19 protein-coding genes and 9 tRNA genes are annotated in these 26,065 nt (G+C 63.8%); 10 read left to right on the top strand and 18 right to left on the bottom strand.

The window, feature by feature from the left end; translation table 11 throughout:
- Positions 1-15 precede the first annotated feature (15 nt).
- The 7 genes from ACW6W5_RS09195 to ACW6W5_RS09165 form a co-directional block, all read right to left on the bottom strand.
- Positions 16-1,881, bottom strand: coding sequence for a YfjI family protein (locus tag ACW6W5_RS09195; protein ID WP_193222742.1), 1,866 nt, complete (start codon positions 1,879-1,881; stop codon positions 16-18).
- A gap of 236 nt (positions 1,882-2,117) precedes the next feature.
- Entirely contained in the window at positions 2,118-2,330 is a 213-nt protein-coding gene (locus tag ACW6W5_RS09190) for a CHC2 zinc finger domain-containing protein (protein ID WP_193222743.1), read from the bottom strand.
- Positions 2,331-2,491: 161 nt separating this feature from the next.
- A complete protein-coding gene (locus ACW6W5_RS09185) occupies positions 2,492-2,716 on the bottom strand; it encodes a helix-turn-helix transcriptional regulator (RefSeq protein ID WP_152151258.1) in 225 nt (74 codons plus the stop codon).
- A gap of 86 nt (positions 2,717-2,802) precedes the next feature.
- On the bottom strand, positions 2,803-3,201 hold the full coding sequence (locus ACW6W5_RS09180; RefSeq protein ID WP_152151259.1) for a hypothetical protein: 399 nt from the start codon (positions 3,199-3,201) through the stop codon (positions 2,803-2,805).
- Positions 3,202-3,324: 123 nt separating this feature from the next.
- Complete coding sequence (locus ACW6W5_RS09175) at positions 3,325-8,235, bottom strand: DEAD/DEAH box helicase (RefSeq protein ID WP_152151260.1); 4,911 nt, start codon at positions 8,233-8,235, stop codon at positions 3,325-3,327.
- Positions 8,236-8,271: 36 nt separating this feature from the next.
- Positions 8,272-9,492 (bottom strand): tyrosine-type recombinase/integrase, encoded by a 1,221-nt coding sequence (locus ACW6W5_RS09170; RefSeq protein WP_152151261.1) that lies wholly within the window; start codon positions 9,490-9,492, stop codon positions 8,272-8,274.
- 185 nt (positions 9,493-9,677) lie between these two features.
- Positions 9,678-9,764 (bottom strand) — tRNA-Leu (locus ACW6W5_RS09165).
- Positions 9,765-9,888: 124 nt separating this feature from the next.
- Here ACW6W5_RS09165 and ACW6W5_RS09160 point away from each other — a divergent pair.
- The gene (locus ACW6W5_RS09160; protein WP_121037162.1) at positions 9,889-10,269 is read left to right on the top strand and encodes a response regulator; all 381 of its coding nucleotides are present in this window, start codon (positions 9,889-9,891) and stop codon (positions 10,267-10,269) included.
- Positions 10,270-10,276: 7 nt separating this feature from the next.
- On the opposite strand, the gene ACW6W5_RS09155 is transcribed toward ACW6W5_RS09160, so the two are convergent.
- Positions 10,277-11,233, bottom strand: coding sequence for an SOS response-associated peptidase family protein (locus ACW6W5_RS09155; RefSeq protein WP_152151263.1), 957 nt, complete (start codon positions 11,231-11,233; stop codon positions 10,277-10,279).
- A 105-nt stretch (positions 11,234-11,338) separates the two neighbouring features.
- On the opposite strand from ACW6W5_RS09155, the gene ACW6W5_RS09150 reads away from it, so the two are divergent.
- Positions 11,339-11,755, top strand: coding sequence for a GNAT family N-acetyltransferase (locus ACW6W5_RS09150; RefSeq protein ID WP_152151265.1), 417 nt, complete (start codon positions 11,339-11,341; stop codon positions 11,753-11,755).
- Between the two features lie 49 nt (positions 11,756-11,804).
- Here the strand turns inward: ACW6W5_RS09150 and ACW6W5_RS09145 are convergent.
- From ACW6W5_RS09145 to ACW6W5_RS09100, 10 genes are all read right to left on the bottom strand, one after another.
- Positions 11,805-11,880: transfer RNA gene (locus tag ACW6W5_RS09145), tRNA-Glu, on the bottom strand.
- A gap of 49 nt (positions 11,881-11,929) precedes the next feature.
- A tRNA-Ala gene (locus ACW6W5_RS09140) sits at positions 11,930-12,005 on the bottom strand.
- Positions 12,006-12,109: 104 nt separating this feature from the next.
- Positions 12,110-12,185: transfer RNA gene (locus tag ACW6W5_RS09135), tRNA-Glu, on the bottom strand.
- Positions 12,186-12,234: 49 nt separating this feature from the next.
- Positions 12,235-12,310 (bottom strand) — tRNA-Ala (locus tag ACW6W5_RS09130).
- Between the two features lie 134 nt (positions 12,311-12,444).
- Positions 12,445-12,520 (bottom strand) — tRNA-Glu (locus tag ACW6W5_RS09125).
- 51 nt (positions 12,521-12,571) lie between these two features.
- Positions 12,572-12,647, bottom strand: a tRNA-Ala gene (locus ACW6W5_RS09120).
- Positions 12,648-12,871: 224 nt separating this feature from the next.
- A tRNA-Glu gene (locus ACW6W5_RS09115) sits at positions 12,872-12,947 on the bottom strand.
- 53 nt (positions 12,948-13,000) lie between these two features.
- Positions 13,001-13,076 (bottom strand) — tRNA-Ala (locus ACW6W5_RS09110).
- An 82-nt stretch (positions 13,077-13,158) separates the two neighbouring features.
- The gene (locus tag ACW6W5_RS09105) at positions 13,159-15,420 is read right to left on the bottom strand and encodes a heavy metal translocating P-type ATPase (RefSeq protein ID WP_428999815.1); all 2,262 of its coding nucleotides are present in this window, start codon (positions 15,418-15,420) and stop codon (positions 13,159-13,161) included.
- A gap of 68 nt (positions 15,421-15,488) precedes the next feature.
- Positions 15,489-15,887 (bottom strand): heavy metal-responsive transcriptional regulator, encoded by a 399-nt coding sequence (locus ACW6W5_RS09100; protein WP_152151269.1) that lies wholly within the window; start codon positions 15,885-15,887, stop codon positions 15,489-15,491.
- 205 nt (positions 15,888-16,092) lie between these two features.
- On the opposite strand from ACW6W5_RS09100, the gene ACW6W5_RS09095 reads away from it, so the two are divergent.
- From ACW6W5_RS09095 to ACW6W5_RS09060, 8 genes are all read left to right on the top strand, one after another.
- Entirely contained in the window at positions 16,093-17,157 is a 1,065-nt protein-coding gene (locus ACW6W5_RS09095; RefSeq protein ID WP_121037152.1) for a helix-turn-helix domain-containing protein, read from the top strand.
- A 113-nt stretch (positions 17,158-17,270) separates the two neighbouring features.
- Positions 17,271-18,071, top strand: coding sequence for a TlpA disulfide reductase family protein (locus ACW6W5_RS09090; RefSeq protein ID WP_121037150.1), 801 nt, complete (start codon positions 17,271-17,273; stop codon positions 18,069-18,071).
- A gap of 39 nt (positions 18,072-18,110) precedes the next feature.
- Entirely contained in the window at positions 18,111-18,923 is an 813-nt protein-coding gene (dsbG, locus tag ACW6W5_RS09085; protein ID WP_121037148.1) for a thiol:disulfide interchange protein DsbG, read from the top strand.
- 487 nt (positions 18,924-19,410) lie between these two features.
- The gene (locus tag ACW6W5_RS09080) at positions 19,411-20,844 is read left to right on the top strand and encodes a DcaP family trimeric outer membrane transporter (RefSeq protein ID WP_121037146.1); all 1,434 of its coding nucleotides are present in this window, start codon (positions 19,411-19,413) and stop codon (positions 20,842-20,844) included.
- A gap of 51 nt (positions 20,845-20,895) precedes the next feature.
- Complete coding sequence (adiC, locus tag ACW6W5_RS09075) at positions 20,896-22,245, top strand: arginine/agmatine antiporter (protein WP_121037144.1); 1,350 nt, start codon at positions 20,896-20,898, stop codon at positions 22,243-22,245.
- Between the two features lie 21 nt (positions 22,246-22,266).
- Positions 22,267-24,555, top strand: coding sequence for an Orn/Lys/Arg family decarboxylase (locus tag ACW6W5_RS09070; RefSeq protein ID WP_152151271.1), 2,289 nt, complete (start codon positions 22,267-22,269; stop codon positions 24,553-24,555).
- A gap of 28 nt (positions 24,556-24,583) precedes the next feature.
- The gene (locus ACW6W5_RS09065; protein WP_152151273.1) at positions 24,584-25,486 is read left to right on the top strand and encodes a cation diffusion facilitator family transporter; all 903 of its coding nucleotides are present in this window, start codon (positions 24,584-24,586) and stop codon (positions 25,484-25,486) included.
- Between the two features lie 114 nt (positions 25,487-25,600).
- A complete protein-coding gene (locus ACW6W5_RS09060) occupies positions 25,601-26,032 on the top strand; it encodes a RidA family protein (RefSeq protein ID WP_152151275.1) in 432 nt (143 codons plus the stop codon).
- Positions 26,033-26,065 lie beyond the last annotated feature (33 nt).

Raw genomic sequence — 26,065 nt, 5'->3', positions numbered from 1 at the left:
GTTCACGCCACACGCTCATGCCGACCACCGGTAAGCTACGGACGGGCGTCCCCCTGTCATCTCGGAAACCTCGATCACTTGGCGGTGGTCAGTCAGCACATTCAGTGCCTCGGCCACGGTGCCTGGATCATCCAGGCCTGCCCAGCACTTCCGATACACGTCACGGGTAGTGAAGCCATCGGGCAAGCTGTCACGCTTGCGCAGCAGCAGGTGTGCAGCGGTCAGGCCATTGTCGGTCGCCGGGGCGTAAACGCGGCGCGCGTGGCCTTCCAGATGCTCGCACCAGCCCAAGGCTTTGAGCATTGCGTCGGCCGATACCGGCCCAGTGCCGTTGTCGGCCAGATGCAGTACCAGCGCCAGCCGGCCCGCCAGAGCGGGGTACTTGGCCAAGTGCGACTCCATGAAAGCCGGTTCGCCTCCGCCGCGAAGCCGCTGCATCAGCTCAGTTTGCCATTCGATGAATAGGTCCTGTGCGTCCTCGGATAGACGCAGGAATGGAACATCGCAGGCTTCGGCGCTTTCTGCCCCAACGTCGGCCGGGTTCAGCGCCCGAAGCCGCATGAATGCAGTGCGTGCGCACTCTTCAGCTCCCCGATCTATCGGTCGGTCGGTGTAGCGCCACGATGCGGGCAGGTCGGGATAGACGGCCAACTGGAAGCGCTGCATCAAGCCATCGTCGGAGAAGCCACCGCGCACCGCACCGCGTACGTACTCGGCCAGCTTGCCGGGCTGCATGCCGCCTAGGATCGATACCGCGCACGCCTCGATGCGAACAGTTCCCCTGCCAATGCGGTCGGACGTATACGGCCCAGTGCCGTTCCAGCATTCCAGCCAGAACGCCCGGTCCTGCTCTCGGCCTTCACGGTCTAGGGATGCCAGCCACCCGGCCAGCTCATCACGGAACTGGATCAGCCCGCGCGGGTTCTCGTTCAACAGCTCGCCCAGCTTCTCCACCGTGGCGTCGTTGACCACCAGGCGGGGTTCGGACGGTGCCTCATCATCAAAGCGTGCCGACTCGCCTAGGGCCTCCGGATCGATGGCCATACCTTTCTTGATCGCTTTGCGGGCTTCATCTTTGGCGTGCGCCCTACGTGCGTCGGCCAATATCGCCTTACCCTCGTGTACTTGCCGGGCACGCTCGTACCCGGCCCGCTCGGGGCCAGTCACGCTCTCCAGCAGGCGCCGTGCGGGCGACAGGGCAGGACTCTTGCCGCTACTCGGGCGACCGACCACGCAGCCCCACAGGATGGGCCTTTCGTACCAATGTCCATGCGTTTTGAGCCGCACGGCAATGTGCCGTCCTCCCAGCGCAGCAGCCAACCCAACCATTGCTGGCACGGCCGTGAAGTCCAGCGGCACTTGCAAGCTGTCGGCTGCGTCCGTGCACCAGGTGCGCACGCAGTCGGGCAGTAGCGCAGGATTGAATGCCGGCACTGCTGGCAGCGGATCGGGTAGGGGCTCTCGGGCGATAGGCTGTGCAGGGCTGCCCGCGCACGCTGACTTCGGATATGCCTCCACTAGCGTCAAGGTGTTCACCGCGACCGCATCGGCCACAGGGCTGGCGGCGAGCCAGTCCACGCAGTCGCCTTTCTCGGGCAGGCCCAGTGCATCCACGTCGATGCGTTCCACCGTGCAGCCCAGTGCGTGCAGTCGGGCAGCTATCTCGTCGGCGTACTTCCTGCCGGCATCATCGTTGTCTGGCCACAGGCGGACACGTCGCCCCATCAGCGGCGACCAGTCGGCACCTTCGGCACTCGATACGCTGCCACTGGTAGTGGTCAACAGGCCCAGCCCGGCCAAGGCGTCGGCGCAGGCTTCGCCCTCGACGACGTACACAAGCGCGCCATCGGGAGCGCCCGCTAGCTCATGCAGGCGATACAAGGGTTTTCCGGCAGGCGGTGCAGGTGGCTCCCCGATGACATACCCAGCACCATTCCAGTGCATCGGTCGAATCCATTTTTCGCCCGTGTCCGGATGTTTGCAGCGGATGCGCCAGAACGATGGCTCACCACAGCCACTAGAGTATGTGTGCAAGCCCACGGGGCGCATACCCAGACGGATAGGCTCAGCCGCCAGTCGCCGTGCTGCATCTTTGGGCGTTTCCATTGGGACCGCACTCATGCTCGCAACCCCAGCAGCTCGCGCGCTGCAGCCTTGAACGGCAGACCGGTGTAGCGCATGTGGAAGCTCACCAAGTCACCCGAGTCGCAGCCGGCAAAGCACATCCAGCCGCCATGTGACAGGTTTACACTGAATGAGGCATTACGATCTTCGTGGAAGGGGCATTGTCCCTGGGCCCAGCCATCACGTTGCGCCTTGCCCAATTTCACAACACGCTTCCGGTAATAGCTTTCCGGAGAGGGCAACCTATTGCGCCATTCATCCGGAAGCCGCGCCCCAGTTCGTGAAATCTTGCCGTAAACTTGCCGTGAACCCAGCCCGCCAGCGTGTGCATGGCCCCGGTTCCCGCCGGGGCCTCGTCGTTTTTGGATCATGTCGCCGCCCCCGCGTTGGCAGCGCGTTCGATCAGTGCGCGAATGTCCTCCACGCGCCATGCGGTGCAACGCACACCCAGCTTGATCGGTGGCGGATAACGGCCGCTCCGGCAACCCGCCCACCATGTTGAGCGCGAAACTGGGTAAAGGCCTAGAACTTCAGGAAGGCGGAGGTAGCCTGTGGCGGGTAGGGATACTGGGCAGGATTTGGTAATCGTCATATCGGCCTCCTTTGTAGCGGGCTGGATGCCCTGGGCCGACACGAAAGCTATGCATTTTTCTCAGGCACCGCAAAAGTCAATATTTTTTATTGGTTGCCGGGGTCAGCTTCTCCGATCATCGCGAAGGCCGCTTCACGATAGGGCTTTATCGCATTGTCAATCGAAACGGTTGACACCTCGTATCGTTCAGCCATTCGCGCCAATGCCTCGCCATGTCGATGGCCCTCCCAGCGCTCCATGGCGTATTCCAGTGCAGCACTGCCATGGCAAAAGCGAGGGGGAAGCCCCTGCTTTCCCTTTCTTTTCGTTGGTAGCTCATCAGCCCAAGATCTAAGAATCACAGCAATGCATCGCCGATCACTGGGAGAAAGATCCAATGGACTGTCACTCACAACCTTGTCCGCAATCGCTCTGGCACGCGTCTTTTGTTGTTTGGCAATTTCCTCGTATCTCTCGGGCGTCACGTAGAAATCGATCTTGAGCACGCCTGCGTCATCCTTTTTTCCTGTCATATTGATTCCTTCGAAGAACTCAACTCGTCTCACGTCATGACATCGCACATTCCGTCACTAGGCGTTGGAATGTGCAGTGAAACGCCTGTGTTTCAGTCATCCCTCCGGATGGGTATCCAGCGCAGGCAAGGCGGCGACGATCTTTTGTGTCTCCAGGCTGACGGTGACCACGCGCTGGAACAGTTCCAGCGGGTACTTCGCATTGCCCATGGTCTCGGTGGCCCAGTCGTTGGCGTCGTTGACAATGCCGCTGGCCTTATCCACGCGCACGGCCTGGCGCTCCATCACCCAGTCCAATGCGGCCTTGCCGTTGACGATGTAGTCCCATGCCGCTGCAGGAACGTCGCGCAAGGTAATCTTGGTGTTGTAGATAACGGTGCTGCGGTCGTTGACGGACTTACCGGTCTCAGGGTCCTTGGTCTTGGCGAACTTCATCTTCTCGACGCGGTAGTCGGCGTCGGTCAGCGGGCCCTTGGCATCGATGGTCAGCGGGTAGATGTTCACCGTCTCGTAGTGCAGGTGCAGCGCAGCGAGGTCGCGGCCTGCCTGGCTGAAATGCCAGAAATCCTTTGCCGTGCGCACGCGCGGGATGCGCGGCAGCTCCTTGCTCAGGTTGTCGGCGTAGCGTTCTCGGTAGGCAGGCGAGTGCAGGATGCCGTAGACGTAATAGAACAGGTCTTCCTTGCTGATCGTCTCGCCGGGATAGGCAGACTGGAAATGGGCGAGGCCCGCGTCGGTGATGGCATCGCGGCGGCGCGGGCCGTCGCTGGGCTTGCCGACGAACAGACTGTCATCGGATTGCTGGGCGGCTTCGTTGTAGAGGTACATCGGGTAGGACTTTCCGGCAGAATTCATGCCCCTGTCGAACACTCTGTCCACCATAAAACAGGAGAAATCAGACTTCCCACCTACACCTGCCGTGGTGATAGCCAAGTTATCCCCGCCGCCAATTGGGAAGATGCTAGGAAGCTGGTATGCGCTCCAGATGCATGAGCGGTCAAAGTACGTCCATTGACGTGAAAAAGGTCGATACTCAGACTTCGTAATCGCCGTCCCGTCGAAAGACAGCTTGCGACCTCGCTTGATGTGATTCAGAAGCTTGTCATCCCAGCGAATCCTGGAGTCATCCTTCATGACAAACTCAACAGGCTCAACACCAGGAGCCGATTGATCGAATCTTTCAAGCTCCACGCTATGAAAATTAATCATCGTTCTGGCGTTTTTACTTAGACGATCTTTTGAGAAATTGTAGACCCACTCATCTCTATTTGAGATCGATCCATCAGAGTAGTTTTCGAAAACCAGAAGATCACCTGACGCCCTCTTGTTTCCAATAACTATGAAGCGACCGAAGCTATCGTCGCGTTGTTTGAGCCAGTCGCCGTGTTCATCCGGCGTGATTCGCTGCCAGGCATGTTCGGAAATGCCGCCGACACTGGCATAGGCTTCGATCTTTTCCAGCTTGTCTTCGCGGCTCAGGTAATCGCCGACATCGTGGAAGAAGATGCGTCCATGTTCTTTGGCCTGCGGATTCTTGACCAGAAGCGAGATGGCGATGGGTGATCGGCTGCCACTGCCGAAGATCTTGCCGCCTTCCTTACGTGACGTTTCGCCACTGGTGCGCTGGTTGCCGCGCAGGTGGAACACGTACAGACTAGAGAACTCGTCGGCGACGCACTTGCGAAGTCCATCGGCGGTGTTGGACTCCAACCACCCCGCGTTGGTGACGAAGCCGATGACGCCAGCATCGCCGATGCGGTCGCTGGCCCAGCGGATGGCGCGGATGTAGGAGTCGTAGATGCTAGTTCGAGTCCGAGCCGAAGAACGGACACCATAGGTGCTCCTGATCTTCTCATCCAAGCTTGGGTAGCTGATGTTCTTGTTATTGTCGATGGCCTCGCCCTGGCCTTCTGAGTACGGCGGATTCCCCACGATTACCCGGAGTTGCAGCGTCTCCTGCCGCCTGCGCCGCTTGCTGTTGTCCACCAGTAGCGCGTCCACCAGGTCCTCCTTCTCGTACATCTGGAAGGTATCGGTCAGGCAAATCCCCTCGAAAGGCACGTACTCCCCGCCCGCAAGGCTGTGATACGTCGCCTCGATATTGATCGCAGCAATGTAGTACGCCAACAATACCAACTCGTTGGCATGAATTTCGTGGTTGTACTTGTGTGCCAGCTCCTCCGGCTTGACCAACCCAGACTGCAACAACCGCGTGATGAAGGTGCCGGTGCCGGTGAATGGGTCCAGGATATGTACGCCCTTGCTACCCAATGTCTGGCCGAACTCTTTCTGCAACAGGTGGTTGACGCTGTGCAGGATGAAATCCACCACTTCCACCGGTGTGTAGACGATGCCCAGGCGCTCGGTCATTTTGGGAAAGGCATTGCGGAAGAACTTGTCGTACAGCTCGACAATGATCTTCTGTTTACCCTGTGCACTGTCGATGCCTTCGGCACGCAGCTTCACGCTGTCGTAGAACTCCTGCAGCGTGGCTGCTTCTTTGCCTAGATTCTGTTCTTGCAGAACATCCAGTACCGCCTGCATGGCCTTGGACATGGGGTTGTGACTGGCAAAGCTATAATCGGCGAACAGCGCATCGAACACCGGCTTTGTGATCAGGTGCTGGGCCAGCATCTCGATGATGTCGGCATCAGTGACCTTATCGTTGAGATCGTCGCGCAACTCATGGGCAAAGGCATTGAAGGCTTCGCGTGCCTTGGGCTGACTGTCGTCTTCCAGCACGGCCTTGATGCGGTCGATATGAGTCTGGGCGATCTTGGCGATATCGTTGGCCCAGTCCTCCCAGTGGTGACGGTTGCCGCACTTGTCCACCACTTTGGCGTACAGCGCGCGCTCGATCTGGCCCACCTCAAATTCGAAGCCGATCTGGTCGGGGGCAGGACCATAGCGCTCGGCCTTCTCACCGATGGCGTACTGGCCTTTAGCCTTGCCGACCTGTCTGGCGCTGTTGTCCACCAGCCGCGCGGTCTTGCGCTGCACTGTGTCGGCAATGGCCACCACTTCCATCTTGCTGTGGTCCGGGCCAACCAAGTCCAGTTTGTTGACCATCGCATCGAAGCGGTCGTCGTGGGAGCGCAGCGCCTGCAATACCTGCCAGACCACCGCGTAGGTCTTATTGTCGGCAAGTGCTTCGTGCGGTTCCACACCGGCCGGAATCACTACCGGCAGCACCACGTAGCCGCGTTTCTTGCCCGGTGCGTTACGCATTACCCGGCCGACCGACTGCACCACATCCACCTGTGAGTTGCGGGGAGTGAGGAATAGCACCGCGTCCAGCGCCGGCACGTCCACGCCTTCGGACAGGCAGCGCACGTTGGAGAGGATGCGGCAGGTGTCTTCTGGTGGAGATGCCTTGAGCCAATCTAGTTTGGCTTCTTTCTGCCCGGCATTCATGCCGCCATCCACATGCTCGGCCTGGCAGGTCAAGCGTGCACCGTCTTCATTGTCCTCGGCATCCTGGTAGGCCTCGACCACGGCCTGAAACATGCCGGCGATCTCTTTGGAGCTGACCTTGTGGGCCTTGCCACCCTTTCCCGGCTCGATGACCTGGCAGAACGCCACAGCCCGCTTCATCGGCTCGGGGTTATCGCTGCCGTCCTCGTGCAGGCCACGCTTGGCCAGCGCTTTCCAGCAGCCGACAATCTTGGCCGCATCGTCCACCTTCAGGGTGTTGTTCTCGTCCTTCAGCAGCGCCTGCAGGCGGCGGTTTACGTGCGCTTCCTCCACGGCAAGCACGATGACCTTGTAGTCCACCAACAGGCCGCGTTTGACCGCCTCGGAGAAGGTGATAACAAACAACTGTTTGCCGTACCAAGCCTCGTTGTCCATCGAGTACAGGGTGGCGTTGTCGCGCTCGGCGATGGCCTTGGCTTCGTTGCCGTAGATGCGCGGGGTGGCGGTCATATACAGGCGCTTGGCCGCGCGCAGGTAGTCGGCATCGTGGACACTCACGAACGCGCTTTCATCGTCCCCCTCGAAGGTGGCACCGGTAGTGCGGTGGGCCTCGTCGCAGACGATCAGGTCAAAATCGGCCAGGCCGTGCGCGTGCTGGGCGTCGTGCAGTACTTCGATGGAATGGTAGGTGCTGAACACCACCGTCATGTGTTCGGCGTCATGCCGGGCGGCCATTCCGTGCGCCAACCGCTTGGCATCGGTGGTGGCAGGGTAGCGCAGTTCGTGGGCAAAGGTCTGGACGGCATCGTCCTCCTTGCGGCCCTTCTTTTTACCCACGTCACTGTCAGAGCACACCGCGAAGCTGTGCAGCGGGATGGCGCTTTCCTGCGTCCATTCGGTCAGGGTCTGCGAGAGCAGCGACAGGCTGGGCACCAGGAACAGCACGCGCTTGCCCTTGCCGGCCATTGTCTCGGCAATCTTCAGGCTGGTAAAGGTCTTGCCAGTGCCGCAGGCCATGATCAGCTTGCCGCGCTCGGCCTCGTCCAAGCCTGCCACGGCCGCACTCAAGGCATTCTGCTGGTGCGGGCGCAGTAATTTTTTGGGTTTCAGTGGAACGGGCGCGCTGGGTTGGAACCGGCTCCAGTCGATCTGGCTGGCTTCCAGGTCGTGCAGGGTAATCTTGCTGACCGGGGGCTGCTGGTCCACCAGTGCGTTTTCCGCGTTGTCGCTCCAATGGTCGGTGGTGGCCACGATGATGCGGCGGGCGAATGGTTTGCGCCCGGACGCGGTGAAAAAGCTGTCGATGTCCTTCTTCTGCAGCTTATAGTCTGGCGCGTAGAACTTGCACTGGATGGCGTGGATTTCGCCGGTGCCAGCTACTTCGGCCACCAGGTCGATGCCGTCATCCTTGCCGGTGAAGCCATTCGCCAAAGCCCACTGCGCCCAAGGCCAAACGTTGCTATACAGGTCGCGGTAGCTGGCTTCGTGGCGCAGATACGCCACGATCAGCTCTTCAAAGTAGGTTCCTTTCTCGCGCTCGGTCCTGGAAGACTGGCGCAGCGTTTCCAGCAGTCCCTGCAATGGCGTGGTCATCGTGTTCTTTCCCCGGTAGTGCTTGGTGGTGATTTTTCAGCCCGCACGCGCCTTGAACGGCAGCACATTGGTATTGTCTCGCAGGGCATCGAGATAGTCTGCCCATGCCTGCATCATTTGGGTGCGTTCGGCCAGATATTGCGCCGCGTGGGTGTATGCCTCGCGGACCTTGTTGGTTTCGGCGTGGGCAAGCTGGCGTTCGATAGCATCCGCGTTCCAGCCCATTTCGTTAAGCCGGGTGGCTGCCATGCTGCGGAAGCCGTGGCCGGTCATTTCATCGCCGGAATAGCCCAGCGCGCGCAGGGCGGCATTGATGGTGTTTTCCGACATGGGGCGATTCGGTCGCAGACCAGGGAATACATGCGGGCCACTACCGGTCAGGGCATGTAGGTCACGCAGGATCGCCACGGCCTGGCTGGACAGCGGCACCAAGTGGGCTGCCTTCATCTTCATTCGCTCGGGCCGGATGCGCCACATAGCGGCGTGTAGGTCGATTTCCTCCCATTCTGCCGCGCGCAGCTCACCGGGGCGCACGAACACCAGCGGCGCCAGCTTCAACGCCGCGTGGGTGACCGGCTGCCCGTTGAAACCCTCGATTGCTCGCATTAGCTGGCCGATCTTGGCCGGATCGGTCACGGCGGCATGGTGGCGGGCCTTGGTGGATTTGAGCGCGCCACGCAGGCTGGCGGTCGGGTCAATCTCCGCCTTGTCTTCTAGCATGGCGTAGCGGAACACCTGACCTGCCTTGATCTTGGCGCGATTGGCGGTTTCCAGCTTGCCAGTGGCTTCGATCTTGCGCAGGGCGCCCAGCAGTTCGCGGGGCGTGATCTCACCGATGGGGCGGGGGCCGATCTCGGGGAACAGGAAAGTTTCCAACAGCCAGCGGTTCTTGTTGGAGGTGACCGGCGCGACGGTCTGGCGGGCCATCCATTCGCGGGCCATCGCCTCGAACGACTCCCCAGCGGCAGCCTTCACAATTGCCTGCGCGTGCTTCTCCTTCTTGCGCTGTTCGCTTGGATCGATCCCAGCGGCGATCAATTTGCGTAGTTCCGCGCACAAAGCGCGGGCAGCCTTCAGCTTTACATCCTCATAGGTGCCAAGGGACAGCCGCTTCTCTTTTCCCGCTAGCCGGTACTTGAGTCGCCACCATTTGCCGCCGGTGGGGGAGATTTCCAGATAGAGGCCGTCGCCAGCATACAGTCGCTGGGTTCGACCATTCTGTTTTGCGTTGCGGATGGCGAGATCGGTTAGCGGCATTGGGGGCAACTCACTGGGCAACATGGGGTAGGTGGGTGCTGTTGCCCCCATATTTGCCCCCAAATGGCCCTGGATTGCAATGCATTCCATTGGACGCAACCGGACAAATGGGCACAAAAAAACCCGCTAAGTTGCGGGTTTGATTGAGGTTTCTGGACATCCTTGGACGCCTTGAAACATTACCATGGTGCCGAAGGTGGGACTCGAACCCACACGCTTTTAAGGGCGGCGGATTTTGAGTCCGCTGCGTCTACCGATTCCGCCACTTCGGCTGGCTGGCCGCGTAGTGTATACAAGATGTCGGCATTTGTGCAGACCTGAATGCTTAAGTTCCTGTCAGGGTTTCACCTACGCAGGACGCTATACTCATCGCGCTGAACCATACAGGGAGTCGTCATGAGCGCGCTGCAGGATCTTCGGGTGCTGGTGGTGGAGAACGACGAAATGAGTGCCGCCCTGCTGCAGATGCAGTTGGTGCAGTCCGGCGCGGTGGTGGTGGGGCTGGCGGCGTCGGTATCCGAGGCGCTGCGGCTGCTCGGCGAGACCCAGCCACACGTGGTGCTGCTGGATTACCGCCTGGCCAACAATGAAACCAGTGAAGCGGTTGCTGCGGCGTTGGCCGCGCGCCAGATTCCCTTCGTGCTGGCCACCGGCATGGCGACCGAGCATCTGCCCGAGGCCTTCCGGGCAGGCATCATCCTGACCAAGCCCTACCTGACGGCCGAGTTGAATGCCGCGCTGGGGCGGGCACGGATAGGCGATTCGGTCGCCGGCTGAGCAGCGTTCACGCCGCTTCGGCGTGCGCCAGTGTTACCGGCTCGCGATCGTCCAGGATCCGGTACAGCGCAGCGAGGTCGCGGGGGTCCGGGTTCAACCAGGCATCCAGATGTTCGCGCCGGATCGGCACGATGCAACGGTCGTGGCCGGCGCGTGCCACATCGGCCGGTGGCGCGTCGGTGATCGCGGCAAACGACAGCAGGCGGCCTTCCGGTCCTTCCCACGCCGACCACAGGCAGGCGATCAACAGATCGCGCGGTGGCTGCGGGCTGAATTCCAGCACCACGTTCTCGGCTTTCTCGCCCGGCGACAGCCGCCGCTGTTCCAGGGCATGCCGCGGCACGTGCTCGTAGAACGATTGCACCACCACCACGCCATGCTGGTGGCCGAACGCGGATTTCCAGTACGCCTCCAGGCTGTCGCGGCGCGCGTTGTAGGTGCCCGGATACAGCACGTCGTTGCGCACGGGCTTGTCCGGCAGCCGGCATTGGTAGCGCATTGGCTTGATCACGCGCTGGCCCTGCTCGGACACGATCACCGGCGCGTAGACGCCGGGGAAAATGCGGCTGTCGCGCGGTACCAGGCCGGCACGCTGCAGATCGGACAGGCGCGTCTGCGCACGTTCAATCCGGTTGCCAGCCACGCGCAGTTCATTGCGCGCCTTCTGTGTGGGACGGGCGGCCAGGTGTTCTTCGGCCGCCTTCAGCCGGGCGCTCTGCAGGCGCACCTCCTCATCCAGCGCCTGCATCTCCTCGGCATGCCATTGCTGTATCCGCGCCACGATCTCCTGGCCCTGCGCGGTGCGCGCGCCGGCGAAGCCATCGTCCATCGCCTTGGGGGTTTTCGGGCGTTGCTTGCCGGCGTCATGGGCATACAGCTGGGCGAACTCGTCCAGGGACAGCATGGCACCGTACTCACGGACTAGCTTGGTGTAATCGGCGCGGATCTGGGCGGAATAGCACATGGCGGCGTAACAGGGTGGGTAGGGGGACAGGATAGGCCGGTGGGTCGCACATGCTGCGAATACGTTCGGGCATGCTGAGCGTCCATTCATTGCCGGACCGGTCTCATGTTGCTGCCTGCTGGTGTTCATTGCATTCCCCTGGCGCCGAGCGTGGAGGAATACCGCGCGCTGCGGGTGCTGGCCGGCCTGAGTCCGAAAACGGCCGATGCGGCGGCGCGTGGCCTGCCCAACACGGTCTTCGGTGTGAGCCTGCGCGAGGGCGACCGGTTGCTGGCGATGGGCCGGCTCATCGGCGACGGCGGCTGCTTCCTGCAGGTGGTGGATATCGCCGTGGTCCCGGACCGCCAAGGTCAGGGGCTGGGCAAGGCGGTGATGGCCGAGCTCGATGCCTGGCTGCACGCCAATGCCCGAGGTGCCTATGTGAGCCTGATCGCCGATGGCCAGGCGCACCGGCTGTATGCGCAGTTCGGTTTCAGCGTGACCGCGCCGCGCTCGGTGGGCATGGCGAAGGTGGTGGCGTAGGCCCATAAACAAACAGCCCCGACCGAAGTCAGGGCTGTTTGTTTGAAGCTGGCGTCCCCACGGGGATTCGAACCCCGGTCGCCACCGTGAAAGGGTGATGTCCTAGGCCTCTAGACGATGGGGACGCGTTAAACCGAATTTTGGCTTCTATCGGACGGCCTGTGTCCGGAGAAGTGGTGGAGCCAGGCGGGATCGAACCGCCGACCTCCTGCATGCCATGCAGGCGCTCTCCCAGCTGAGCTATGGCCCCACAGTTGTGCTGCGAGCCGCCTATCATAGCGGCGGTCTTGCCGAATAGGAAGGGGTTCGTCAAACAAAAAGCCCCGACCGAGGTCAGGGCTGTCTGTCTGAAGCTGGCGTCCCCACGGGGATTCGAACCCCGGTCGCCACCGTGAAAGGGTGATGTCCTAGGCCTCTAGACGATGGGGACGCGTTAAACCGAATTTTGGCTTCTATCGGACGGCCTGTGTCCGGAGAAGTGGTGGAGCCAGGCGGGATCGAACCGCCGACCTCCTGCATGCCATGCAGGCGCTCTCCCAGCTGAGCTATGGCCCCACGTTGTACCGCGAGCCGCCTAGTGTATCTGCCTGTTCACGTTTGTGGAAGCCTTTCGGGCATCCGCATCGCAACCGCAGTAGGCGGTGAACAAAAAGACCCGGCATGCCGGGCCTCGGTGTTCTTCTGATGAGTGGCGTCCCCACGGGGATTCGAACCCCGGTCGCCACCGTGAAAGGGTGATGTCCTAGGCCTCTAGACGATGGGGACGCATAAACTCATCAAATTGTTCAGCACACCCGAACGGCCTAAGGTCCGGAGTGGTGGAGCCAGGCGGGATCGAACCGCCGACCTCCTGCATGCCATGCAGGCGCTCTCCCAGCTGAGCTATGGCCCCACGATGCTGGAGGCGGAATTCTACGCGGCCGTGAAGCATTCGCCAAGTCTTTTTTCTGAAATACCGAAGAAAGAATGCACGCAGGCATCCATCTGCAGAGGCCGACCTCTGCGTGGGCGAGTGCATCGACACGCACGCGATATAACAGGCGGCCAATGCCGAGCGTTGATCGATACGTGAGAAACAAACAGCCCCGACCGAAGTCAGGGCTGTTTGTTTGAAACTGGCGTCCCCACGGGGATTCGAACCCCGGTCGCCACCGTGAAAGGGTGATGTCCTAGGCCTCTAGACGATGGGGACGCACGAAAACTTCAAATTTTGTCACTACAATCTGATCGGCCTAATGATCGGATTGGTGGAGCCAGGCGGGATCGAACCGCCGACCTCCTGCATGCCATGCAGGCGCTCTCCCAGCTGAGCTATGGCCCCACGTCGTGAGGAGCGAAATCATAGCGACGACGTTTTCGATTGGCAAGAAAAAAGTGAAGAAATATCGTCATGCAATCCGTTGTCACTCGCCGGGCAGTCGTTGATGGCGAAGCCGTAGTGCATTGCTGATCACCGAGACCGAACTCAGACTCATCGCCACCGCCGCCAACATCGGCGACATCACGATGCCCAGCGGATACAGCACACCGGCCGCCACGGGAATGCCGAGGCCGTTGTAGAGAAACGCAAAGCCGAGGTTCTGCCGCATGTTGCGCACGCTCGCGGTGGACAGCTGGCGCGCACGCAGGATGCCGCGCAGATCGCCTTTGACCAGCGTGACCTGTGCGCTCGACATCGCCACATCGGTGCCGTTGCCCATCGCGATACCAACGTCCGCACTTGCCAACGCCGGCGCGTCGTTGATGCCGTCGCCGGCCATCGCCACCTTGCGGCCCTGTGCCTGCAGCGAACGGATCAAGGCGGCCTTGTCGGCGGGGCGCATCTCACCGTGGACGTCATCCAGGCCGAGTTCCCGCGCGACGGCCTTCGCGGTGGCCGCGCCGTCGCCGGTGGCCATGACGATGCGCAGGCCATCGCGGTGCAGCTGCACGATGGCTTCGGCGGTGGAGGCCTTGATCGGGTCAGCCACCGCGAGCAGGCCCCCAAGCTGGCCATCGACGGCGAGGTACATCACGCTGGCCGCGGTGCTGCGCAAGCGCTCGGCATCTTCGCGCAGCGCCTCCAGTGCGACACCGTGTTCGTCCATCAACGCGGTATTGCCAAGCAGCAGCCGCCTGCCGTCCACCACGCCGTGCACACCCATGCCGGTCAGGGAATCGAAATCGTCCACGCTGGCCAGCGGCATCCTGCGCGCGTGCGCTTCGGCCACGATCGCGGCCGCCAACGGATGCTCGCTGCCTTGGTCCAGGCTGGCCGCCCACTGCAGGATCTGGGCGGCAGCGAAGGGCGCCACCGCCCGCACGTCGCGGAATGCTGGCTTGCCCTCGGTCAACGTACCGGTCTTGTCGACCACCAGCGTGTCGATCTGGCGCAGTGCCTCGATCGCCTCGGCATCGCGGAACAGCACGCCGTGCTGCGCGGCGCGACCGGTGGCGACCATGATCGTCATCGGTGTGGCCAACCCCAATGCGCACGGGCAGGCGATGATCAGCACCGCGACCGCGCTCAGTACCGCATGTGTCCATGAGGGCGCCGGACCGAACAGCCCCCAGCCGAAGAACGTCAGCACCGCCACCGACAACACCACCAGCACGAACCAGTACGCGACGGTGTCGGCCATGCGCTGCATGGGGGCACGTGAGCGCTGCGCCTGCGCCACCAGCTGCACGATCTGCGCCAGCATGCTGTCATCGCCAAGGCGATCGGCGCGCACGACCAGGCTGCCAGTGCCGTTGAGTGTCGCGCCGATCACCGTGTCGCCCACGGCCTTGGCCACCGGCACCGGCTCACCGGTGAGCATCGATTCATCGATGGAGGAGCGGCCTTCGACGACCGTGCCATCCACGGGCACCTTCTCACCCGGGCGCACGCGCACGCGGTCGCCGGGCTGCAGCGCGGTAATGTCGACGTCTTCCTCGCGGCCATCCCCGCGCAGCACGCGCGCGGTCTTCGGTGCCAGGCCGAGCAGCGCCTTGATCGCGGCGGAGGTCTTCGCCCGTGCGCGCAGCTCCATCAACTGGCCGAGCAGCGTGAGCGAGATGATCATCGCCGCCGCCTCGAAGTAGACGCCGACATGTCCATGCTGCTGGAACGACGGCGGAAACAGACCGGGCGCGACGGTGGCGACCACGCTGTAGCCGTAGGCCGCCAGCACGCCCGTCCCGATCAGGGTCCACATGTTCGGGCTGCGGTTGCCGATCGACTGCGCCCAGCGCTGCAGGAACGGCCAACCGGCCCAGAGCACCACCGGCGTCGCCAGGGCCAGCTCGATCCACACCCTCAGATCGGGCGCGAGGCCGTGCAGCACGGGTGTCATCGCCAGCATCGCCAGGGCCATCGTCGCCACACTCAGCGGCAGGCTCCACCAGAAGCGGCGACGGAAGTCGATCAACTCGGGATTCTCGCCCTCGTCCAGGCTGGGCATCTTCGGCTCCAGCGCCATGCCGCACAGCGGGCAGGTGCCGGGGCCTTCCTGCACGATCTCCGGGTGCATGGGGCAGGTGTACAGCGTGCCGGTGGGGGCCGGGTCGCCGATGTGTGATGCCGGTTCCAGATAGCGCTGGGGGTCGGCGATGAACTTTCGCCGGCAGCCATCGCTGCAGAAGTGGTAGTCGCTGCCGTCATGGCGGGCATGGTGGGCCGTGGTGGCCGGGTCGACGGTCATGCCGCAGACCGGGTCGGTGGAAGGGCCGTCGTCCGCACGGGAGACCTTGCTGTGGCCGTGGCTGGCGTTCATTGGCGTGACTCGGTCAACGCGGTCAGGATCGGGCACTGTTGCTGATCGCCATGCCCGGGGCAGGCATCGACCAGCTGCTTGAGCGCGCCGTGCATCCGCTGCAGTTCGTTGATGCGCTGTTCGATGTCGGTGAGCTTGTTCACCGCACTGTCGCGGATCTGCGCCATGTCCTGGCCACGCTGATCGCTGAAGGCCAGCAGATCGGCGATTTCATCCAGGCTGAAACCCAGTGCCTTGGCGCGGCGGATGAACTGCAGGCGGGTCAGGTCGCTCTCGCTGAAGACCCGGTAGCCGCCGGCGCTGCGCCGTGCGGTGGGCAGCAGCTGCTGCCGTTCGTAGTAGCGCACCGTGTCGATGGGCACGCCGGCCTGGCGCGCGAGCTGTCCAATGTTCATGAGCACCTCGTGGATGACGCTCCATTCTGAACCTTGGAGTCTGCTCCAGAGTCAAGCCGGAACCCCACTGGAAATTCAGTTGGCGTGAAATTTACAACTAGTTGCATGGTCGTTCTCCCGGGACGCCCGTAGCCTCAGGCGATCTTATGTATCGACCTGTTCTGCCCGGCCCCACGCCGGCAGGCACTGTCCCAGGAGAAGGGCCATGGACGCACCCCGCAACACGTTGCAGCCGGACCGCCGGCCGGACACGCCGACCCTGATGGAAGTCGCCGTGGTGGAATTCCCCGGCAGCCTGCGTGCCGCCGCGCCCGTACTGTCCGAGCTGGCGCAGCGCTGCAACCGCACCGTGGCGGCCGGGCGCCGCACCGGCCCACGCATGCTGGTCACGCGCTGGACGATGTCCGCCCGTGGCATGCAGCGGGTCGCGGGGGCGGAGCTGTTCGGCGAGGCCCTGCCGGCGATCATTGTCGTGCCAGGCAGCGAATCGAGCTGGACCATGGCGCCGCCGGACGAGCGCCTGCTGGCCTGGGTGCGGGAATGTCATGATGGCTGCAGCCTGCTCGCCGGCTGCGACGAGGGCGGGCTGCTGCTGGCTGCCGCCGGCGTGCTGGCCGGGCGCTCGGTCAGCGTTCCCGATCCCGCGCGCTGTCCGGCGCTGCGTACGATGGTGCCCAGCTGGCTGCCCAGCGAGCGCACGCTGGTCGATGACGGTGACCTGCTGACCGCAGCAGGCCAGGAGGCCTGGAAGTACCTCAGCCTGCGCCTGCTGGCACGGGTGTACGGGCAGGGTGTGATGAACACCGTCATCCAGCAGCTGCAACTGGTGATCCCGCGCACCGAACTGGATGATCTGGAACGTTTCAGCCCGAATTTCGCCCACGGCGACCGCTGCATCCTCAAGGCACAGCGCTGGCTGCACGGTATCGCCGCACGCGGCGTGGGGCTGGACGACATCTGCGCACAGGCCGGTCTGGAGCCGCGGACGCTGCAGCGACGGTTCCTGAAAGCCACCGGCATGCGTCCGATCGAGTACTGCCAGCGCCTGCGCATCGCCAAGGCGCAGTTGCTGCTGCAGGCGGGCGGGGTCGTGGACGAGGTGGCGTGTGCGGTGGGCTATTCCGACCAGAGTGCGTTCCGGCGGTTGTTCCTGCGCATCGTCGGGCTGACGCCGGCACGCTATCGCCGCCAGCTGGCGGCGCAGCAGCGCGAGCATGCAGCAGTACGACCGGTCGGCCGAGGGGTCGAGGCCATCCGTTCGGTGGCCTGAATCGCGCGGTACCGGCACGCTTGATCCATTGATGCCTTGCTGGGACCATGCGGGCGGGCCCGATGCAACAGCCGTCGCAGTTGGTGTGTCCCGGGCGACGGCGGAGAGAAGCAATGATCAGCAGTGTAGGCCCGGTACCGCTTGCGGTCGTGTGGGTGTTGGTGGGTCTGGGCATGGCGATGCTGGTGGCCAGTGTGGTGCGTGCCCCGGCAATCGAGGGCGCACCGCGTCCGCGATCGGTGGTGGTGGACATGCTGCTGCTGGGCCTGCTCGCCGGGCGGGCAGGTTTCGTGATCTGGCATGCAGCCGACTATGTGGCCGATCCCTGGGCAGTGCTGCGTATCGGCGATGGCGGGTTTGTGCTGTGGCCGGCACTGCTGGTCGGGCTGGGGTGGGGCGGGTGGCGCCTGCGTCGCTGGCCCACACTGCGCCGCCCCGTGGCTGCCGCTGCGCTGGCAGGCCTTCTGGGTTGGGCCGTGCTGTCCACCGGCGCCGGCTGGCTGCAGCAATCGCGGGTGTCATTGCCTGCGATCACCCTGACATCGCTGCAGGGCGCGCCCGTCGCGCTTGACGAGGCCCGGGGCGAGCCCGTGGTGATCAACCTCTGGGCGAGCTGGTGCGGCCCCTGCCGCCGCGAGATGCCGGTACTGGCACGCGCACAGCAGCGCCATCCTGATATCCGCTTCCTGTTCGTCAACCAGGGCGAAACGCGCGACGAAGTGGATGCCTTCATGGCGGCCGAACACCTGTCGCTGCGCAATGTGCTGCTCGACGAAGAAGCACGTGTTGCCGAACGGCTGCAGGTACATGCGTATCCGACTACCCTGTTCTTCGATGGGCAGGGCCGGCTGCGGCACCTGCACCTGGGCGAGCTGACGGCCGCCGGCCTGCAATCCAAGCTCGACGACCTGTAAGGGTCGCGGGTCGTTTATTCCATGAATCCAGGAGTCTCCATGACGTTGAAATCCTCGCGCACGCTGATCACCGCGCTGTCCGCCGCGCTGCTGATCGCACTGGCCGGCTGCAGCCAGGCGCAGACGCCGAAGGCCCCGGCAGAGAAGGCCGGCGGTGAACGGCCAGCGGTGCTGAAGGGCATCGAAAAGCATGGGTTCGAGGTGATCGGCGAGTTCGACGCACCCGGCGGCCTGCGCGGTTTCGCCGGTGTGGTCGGTGGCCAACAACCGGCGGCGGCGTATGTGACGGCTGATGGGAAGAACGTCGTGGTGGGCAGTCTGTTCGATGCCAACGGCGAGGATGTGGGCGCCGCGCCGCTGGAGAAGCTGGTGGCCAAGCCGATGTCCGAGCGCTCGTGGAAGAAGCTCGACGAGAGTGCGTGGGTGCGTGACGGCAAGGCCGACGCGCCGCGCGTCGTCTATACCTTCAGCGATGCGAACTGCCCGTACTGCCACCGCTTCTGGGAGGCCGCGCGGCCGTGGGTGGACGCGGGCAAGGTGCAGCTGCGCCACGTGATGGTCGGTGTGATCCGCGAAGACAGCCCTGCCAAGGCGGCTGCCATCCTCACCGCGCCCAACCCCAGCGCTGCGCTGCTGGAGAACGAGCGCCTGTTCGACAAGGGCGGTATCAAGCCGGCAGCGTCGTTGACGGCGGAGGTCGCCAACAAGCTCGATGCCAATCAGGTGCTGATGATCGAGCTCGGATTCCAGGGCACACCGGGCATTTTGTTCAAGGACGCCCAGGGAATGGTGCAGCGCCGTTCCGGCATGCCGCAGGGGGATGATATGACCGTGGTGCTCGGCCCGCGCTGAGCACTGGCGACCGTAGTGTCACAGCGCGCCGGGCATTGCCCGGCGCGCTGCGTTTGGGCGGCCGGATATCCGCCTGGTAGTGGGCGACGTCACACGCTGTCGCATTCGGCTTGATTTGGATCAAGGCTGAAATCGCCTGCGTCGCTACGCTGCCCTGCATGCGCTATCTCCTGGATTTCCCCGCACAAAGCGGACGCGTGGCCGCCCAGTCAGAAAACTGCCTGAGAACGTTCACGGGGTTCTCACTTTGCGATTGGTACTCAGAGCGCTGGCTGCCGCGCGTCAACGCGGCGGTCATCAGGGATGAGGGGATCCCGTGCGAGCGTACCCATGCAGGCGATGTGGCCGATGGCGTGACCGCCACCGGACCGCGCGTCGGCAGAGGTCGCCCGCATTGCACTGCCGGGCTGCGTGCTCACCACCTGCGACGTTCTGGTCGTCAGCCGGTGTGGACCCGCGGGACTGTGTACGGCTCAAGGAGGACGTGATGCGATTGGCTGTGTTGACGGTCTCATGCGTGGCAGCCTTGGCTGCGGCGCCGGTATATGCGCAGGATTCGGCTGCCGCGTTGCGGCAGGACATCCAGACGCTGCGGCAGGCGCTGGAACAGATGGAAGCGCGCCTGCAGGCCATCGAATCCGGCAAACCTCCGCCCGCGTCACCGACGGTCACGGCGGCGCCTGCGCCGAGCACGGGCTCACGTCCTGCACCCTCGCCAGCGCCCTTGACCGCCCAGGCACAGGTGCCCGGCATGGGCCAGGCCATCCTCCCGCAACGCGACTCCGTTGCGGATCCGTCCACCGCCGCATCCCGCCCGGACAGCGCCGCTGGCCCGACCGATCCCGAGCTGAAAGGCTTCTTCGCGATCCCCAACACCGACACCCTGATCCGCATCGGCGGCTACGCCAAGCTCGATGCGATCGCTGATTCACGCGCGGCCGGCGACCAGGAGCAGTTCATTACCTCCTCGATCCCCGTCGGCAGTGCGCACCGGGATGTCTCCAACTTCACCCTGCACGCCAAGCAGACCCGCTTCAGCTTTGAAGCGCGGCGGCCGACCACCCATGGCAACCTGCGCTTCTATCTGGAGAACGACTTCTTCGGCAGCAGCGACAGCTATCAGTTCCGCCTGCGCCATGCTTACGGGCAGCTCGGCAATACCTACGCCGGCTATGGCTATTCGACCTTCATGGATGCCGACAGCCTGCCCGATACGCTGGATTTCGCCGGGCCGGGTGGGGCGGGCTACCTGCTGGTGGCCGGCATCCACCACAGCTTCGCGATGGGCAAGGGCAACACGCTGACCGTGGCTGCCGAAGATCCCGATACCCAGTTGAGCACCCCCGCCGAGGGGATCATGCCGGTCGATCAACTGCCGGATGTCACCGTTACCGCCCGCATGGAGCGCGACTGGGGCCATCTGCAGCTGGGCGCGGTCGCCCGCAGCCTGGGCTACGACGGCGATGCAGGGGATGGCCGCCGTTTCGCCGGTGGCCTGCAACTCAGTGGCTCGGCCGCGGTGGGCGAGCAGGACCTGCTGCTGTTCGGGATGCTCGGTGGCAAGGGCCTGGCCCGCTATACAGCCGACCTGACCGGCTCGGGCATGGATGCGGTGGTGACCGCCGATGGCCGCCTGCAGGCGCTGTCGCTGTACGGCGGCTTCGTCGGGTACACGCACTACTGGTCGCCGCTATGGCGTTCGAACCTGATCTACGGCCAGCTCACCAGCGGGCGCAACGCGGCACTGGCTGCCGATGCGTTCCGCCAGAGCCGCTATGGCGTCTTCAACCTGCTCTGGAGCCCGGCACCGTCCTGGACGATGGGCATGGAACTGCTCTACGGACAACTGGAACAGCAAAGCGGGCAACGCGGCGACACGATGCGGCTGCAGGGCAGCCTGCAATACAACTTCATCAAGTAACTCCCACCGCCCGGCACCACCGGGTCCCTGCCTGGCAAAGGAGCAAACGTCATGGCACAAGCAAAAAAAATCGGGGTCGTCGGTGCCACCTTCCTGGTGGCCGGCAACATGATGGGGTCGGGGGTGTTCCTGCTGCCCTCCAGCCTGGCCAAGATCGGCACCGCCTCGATCTGGGGCTGGCTGATCACCACGGCCGGCGCGCTGCTGCTGGCGTTCGTGTTCGCCAAGCTCGGCAGGCTCGCGCCCAAGGCCGGTGGCCCGTATGCCTATGCACGCGATTGGTTCGGCCCTTACATGGGCTTCCAGACCAACACCATCTACTGGTTCGCCAACTGGATCGGCAACGTTGCCATCCCGATCGCGGCAGTGGGTTACTTCAGCTACTTCTTTCCGATCCTCTCCGAGCCGCTGCCGCGCTGCATCGCGGTGCTGGCACTGGTGTGGGCGCTGAGCTTCGCCAACGTCATCGGCCCGTCGTTCGTCAGCAAGCTGCAGACGGTGACCACCAGCTTCGCCCTGGTACCGATCCTGGGCATCGCGATCTTCGGCTGGTTCTTCTTCGATCCGACCATTTTCAAGGGCGCCTACAACGTCTCCGGTGAATCCAACTTCGGCGCGATCTCCAGCGCAGCGGCGTTGACGCTGTGGGCCTTCATCGGCGTGGAATCGGCTTCGGTCACCGCCGGGGTGGTGGAGAACCCGGAGAAGAACGTGGCCCGCGCGACGCTGGCCGGCGTGTTCCTGGCGGCGATCGCCTACATTGCCAGCTCCTCGGTGATCATGGGCATGGTGCCCAACGGCGACCTGCAGGTCTCCGATGCGCCGTTTGCACTGGCTGCTGCCAATGCGGTGGGTGGCTGGGGCGGTGCGCTGGTGAGCCTGTGTGCCTTCGTGGGTGCGGCCGGCTCGCTCGGCGGTTGGATCCTGCTCACCGCGCAGAGTGCCAAGGCGGCCTCCGATGACGGTCTGTTCCCGAGTATCTTCAGCAAGACCAACAAGGATGATGTGCCGGTCAAAGGCGTGCTGATCGTGGCCGTGCTGATGACCCTGGCGGTACTGGTCACCTCCACCTCCAAGACCGCCTCGGCCCAGTTCGACGTGATCACCTCGGCCGCGGTGGTGCTGACCCTGCTGCCCTACATCTACTCCTGCGTGGCCTGCTATTTCGTGGTGGAGCGCTCGCACACGCTGGTGCATACCGGCGCGTTCTGGCTGCTGACCAGTGTCACCGTCGTGTACTGCCTGTGGGCGATCTTCGGCTCGGCCGGCAACATCGTGCAGTACGCCTTCCTGTTCGTGTTGTTCATCACGGTGTTCTACCCGTTCTTCAGCGAGGAGCGTCGCCGCCAGCGCGGCCAGCTGCCCGCGCTCGACGCCGCCGTCCGCACGACGCTTTCGTGATCTTCCCCCAGGAGAATCCCTGTGTACTTCAAGTCCCTTGATTACCCGATCATCGTCATCGATGACGACTACGAATCCCCGCGCATCGGCGGCATCCTGATCCGTGCGCTGGTGGACGAGCTGCGCAAGAACGACCAGCGCGTGCTGTGCGGCTTGACCCTGGCCGACGCGCAGGCCGGTGCGCGCACCTATGTGGCGGCCTCGGCAGTGCTGATCTCCATCGATGGCACCGAGGAGAATCCGGAGCAGTTCCAGCGCCTGCTGGGCTTCCTGCGCGAACAGACGGCCCGCCGCGCCAACCTGCCGGTCTTCCTGTACGGCGAACGGCGCACGATCGAGAAGGTACCGAGCAAGCTGCTGAAGTTCGTGCACGGCTACATCTTCCTGTTCGAAGACACCAAGAGCTTCATCTCGCGCCAGGTGATGCGTGCGGCCGAAGACTACATGGCCAATCTGCTGCCGCCGTTCTTCAAGGCCCTGATCCACCACACCGCCGAATCCAACTACTCCTGGCACACGCCGGGGCATGCCGGCGGCGTGGCATTCACCAAGTCGCCGGTCGGGCGTGCGTTCCACCAGTTCTACGGCGAGAACACGCTGCGCAGCGATCTGTCGATCTCGGTGCCGGAACTGGGCTCGCTGCTCGACCACACCGGCCCGATCAAGGAGGCCGAGAACGAGGCGGCGCGCAACTTCGGCGCCGACCATACCTTCTTCGTCACCAACGGCACCTCCACTGCCAACAAGATCGTCTGGCACGGGACCGTGGGGCGCGGCGATGTGGTGTTCGTCGACCGCAACTGCCACAAGTCGCTGCTGCACTCGCTGATCATGACCGGGGGCATCCCGGTGTACTTCACCCCGAGCCGCAACGCACACGGCATCATCGGCCCGATCAGCCTGGATCAGTTCACCCCCGCGGCGCTGCAACGGGCCATCGCCGCCAACCCGCTGGCCAGCAAGGCGTACAAGGCCGGGTCCAAGCCGCGCATCGCGGTGGTGACCAACTCGACGTATGACGGGCTCTGCTACAACGCAGAGAAGATCGCCGAGGAGATCGGCAGCGCGGTGGACTTCCTGCATTTCGACGAAGCCTGGTATGCCTACGCCGCGTTCCATCCGTTCTACGAGAACCATTACGGCATGGCCAAGGGCAAGCCGCGCGAGCAGGATGCGATCATCTTCACCACGCACTCCACGCACAAGCTGCTGGCCGCGTTCTCGCAGGCCTCGATGATCCACGTGCGCAATGCGGCGTCCCGCGAGTTGGATGCCGAGCGCTTCAACGAAGCGTTCATGATGCACACCACGACCAGCCCGCATTACGGGGTGATCGCGGCCTGCGATGTGGCCTCCAAGATGATGGAGGGCGCGGCAGGCGAATCGCTGGTGCAGGAGATGCATGACGAAGCGATCGCCTTCCGCCGCGCGATGCTGCACGTGCGCGAGGACCTGGGCCGCGACGACTGGTGGTTCAGCGTCTGGCAGCCGGACAAGCTGGAGCGCTCGCTGGCCAAGGGCGATGCCCCGGCTCCGATGGTGGCCAAGCGCAGCGAGTGGTACCTGCAGCCGGATGCGCATTGGCACGGCTTCGATGGCCTGGTCGACGACTACGTGCTGATCGATCCGATCAAGGTGACCCTGCTCACGCCCGGGCTGTCGATGGACGGCGAAATGGGCAAGCGGGGTATCCCGGCTGCGGTACTGAGCAAGTTCCTGTGGACCCGCGGCATCACGGTGGAGAAGACCAACCTTTACTCGGTGCTGTTCCTGTTCTCGATGGGCATCACCAAGGGCAAGTGGAGCACCCTGGTCACCGAGCTGATGGCCTTCAAGGAGCTTTACGATTGCAACGCACCGTTGACCCGTGCATTGCCGCAGCTCGCCGCCGAGTTCCCGATCGCCTACGCCGGCTGGGGTCTGCGCGATCTGTGCGATGCGCTGCATGCCTTCAATGATGAGTTCGGCGTGGCCCAGGTGATGCGTGCGATGTACGTGGACCTGCCCGAGCCGGTGATGACCCCGGCCGAGGCGTACGACCACCTGGTGCGCGGCCAGATCGAGCGGGTCGATATCGAGCAGATCAGCGGTCGTATCGCCGGCACCATGCTGGTGCCGTATCCGCCTGGCATTCCGACCATCATGCCGGGTGAGCGCTTCGGCGCCAGCGATGAGCCGATCATCCAGTCGCTGCGGATCGCCCGCGAGCAGAATGCGCGTTTCCCGGGCTTCGAGTCGGATGTGCACGGGCTTATCATCGACACCGACGGCGACTCGCCGAGCTACAAGGTGGAGGTGCTGAAGATCTGACGCCCGCGCGGAGGACCTTCGGCCAGCGATGGATACAGCACGCGAGCAGCGGGTCCTCACATTCTCCATCGGGGTGACGATGGCGGTCAGCGCCATCGGCTTCATCGGCGGCCTGTTGGTGGGGTCGCAGGCGATCTTGTTCGACGGCGTCTACAGCCTGGTGGATGTGGCGCTGACCCTGGTGGCGCTGTCGGTGCTGCGGCTGGTGGCGCGGGAAGAAAGCCCGCGCTTCCAGTATGGCTACTGGCACCTGGAGCCGATGGTGGAGGCGCTTGGCGGGGCGATCCTGTCGCTGGCCTGCATCTATGCGTTGGCCAACTCGGTGATCGGGCTGACCACCGGGGGGCATGAGGTCAAGGCTGGGCCTGCGCTGCTGTGGGCCGCCGTACTGTGCGTGAGCAATCTGGCCATGGCGGCGTTCGTGCGTACCCGTGCGATGCAGCTGCATTCGGCGCTGCTATGGCTGGACGTGCGCGCCTGGCTGCTCAGCGGGCTGATGAGCCTGGCCGTGGTGTTGGCGTTCGCGATCGCGCTGCTGCTGCGCGGTGGCGAGCATGCCCACTGGATTCCCTACCTGGATCCGCTGGTGCTGGCCGCGATCAGTGTCGCGGTGCTGCCGGTACCGCTGCGCAGCGCCTGGAAGGCCATGCGCGAAGTGCTGCAGGTGGCGCCGGATACGCTGGATGCGCGCGTGCAGGCGGTGATGAAGGACTTCGTCGCCGAGCACGGCTATCTGGATTTCACCAGCCACGTGGCCAAGATGGGCCGCATGCGGTTCGTCGAAATTCACATCCTCACTCACCCGGAAACGGTGATCGGCAACATCGGCAATGTGGATCGGCTGCGTGATGAGATCGCCGAGCGCCTGGATGCGCGCGGCAGTGAGTTCTGGTTGACCATCGATTTCACGGCCGATCCGGCCTGGACCTGAGGCGCGCAAGCGGAACGTCAACGACAGCGCCGCAGCGTTCCAAGGCGCTGCGTTGACCTCAACCTCGGTTGAGGCCGGAGACTGCGCACCCACTCCCCGACGACGTCTCCCCCCATGTTGACCTATGCCCCTGTTGCGCCCGCCGGCCTGTTCGGCTTCATCAATCCGTCCGGTTTGTACGACCCGACCGCGAACGGCTATTCCCACGTTGCGGTGATACGGCTGCCGGCCCGCGTGATCCACATCGCCGGGCAGGGCGGGGAGACCGCCGATGGCGCGTTGTCGCCGCGCTTCGAGGCGCAGGTCGCCCAGGCGCTGGACAACCTTAGCCTCGCACTGGCGTCGGCCGGTGCCACCCTGGCCGACGTGGCCAAGCTGACCGTGCTGGTGGTGGATCACGATCAGGACCGGCTCGGCATCCTCTCGGATCAGATCGGCCGCCGCTGGCCCTTGGGTCGTGCGCCGACCTGCACGCTCATCCCGGTGCCGCGGCTTGCGTTGGACGGCATGCTGTTCGAGATCGAGGCAATGGCCTACACCGGCTGAGCGATCCGGGGCGGGCCTTCTCATGCGATATAC

The organism is Stenotrophomonas sp. IS26, assembly GCF_054188265.1.
Note: the sequence above shows the minus strand (reverse complement) of the source record. Positions and strands in the feature narration are given on the sequence as shown.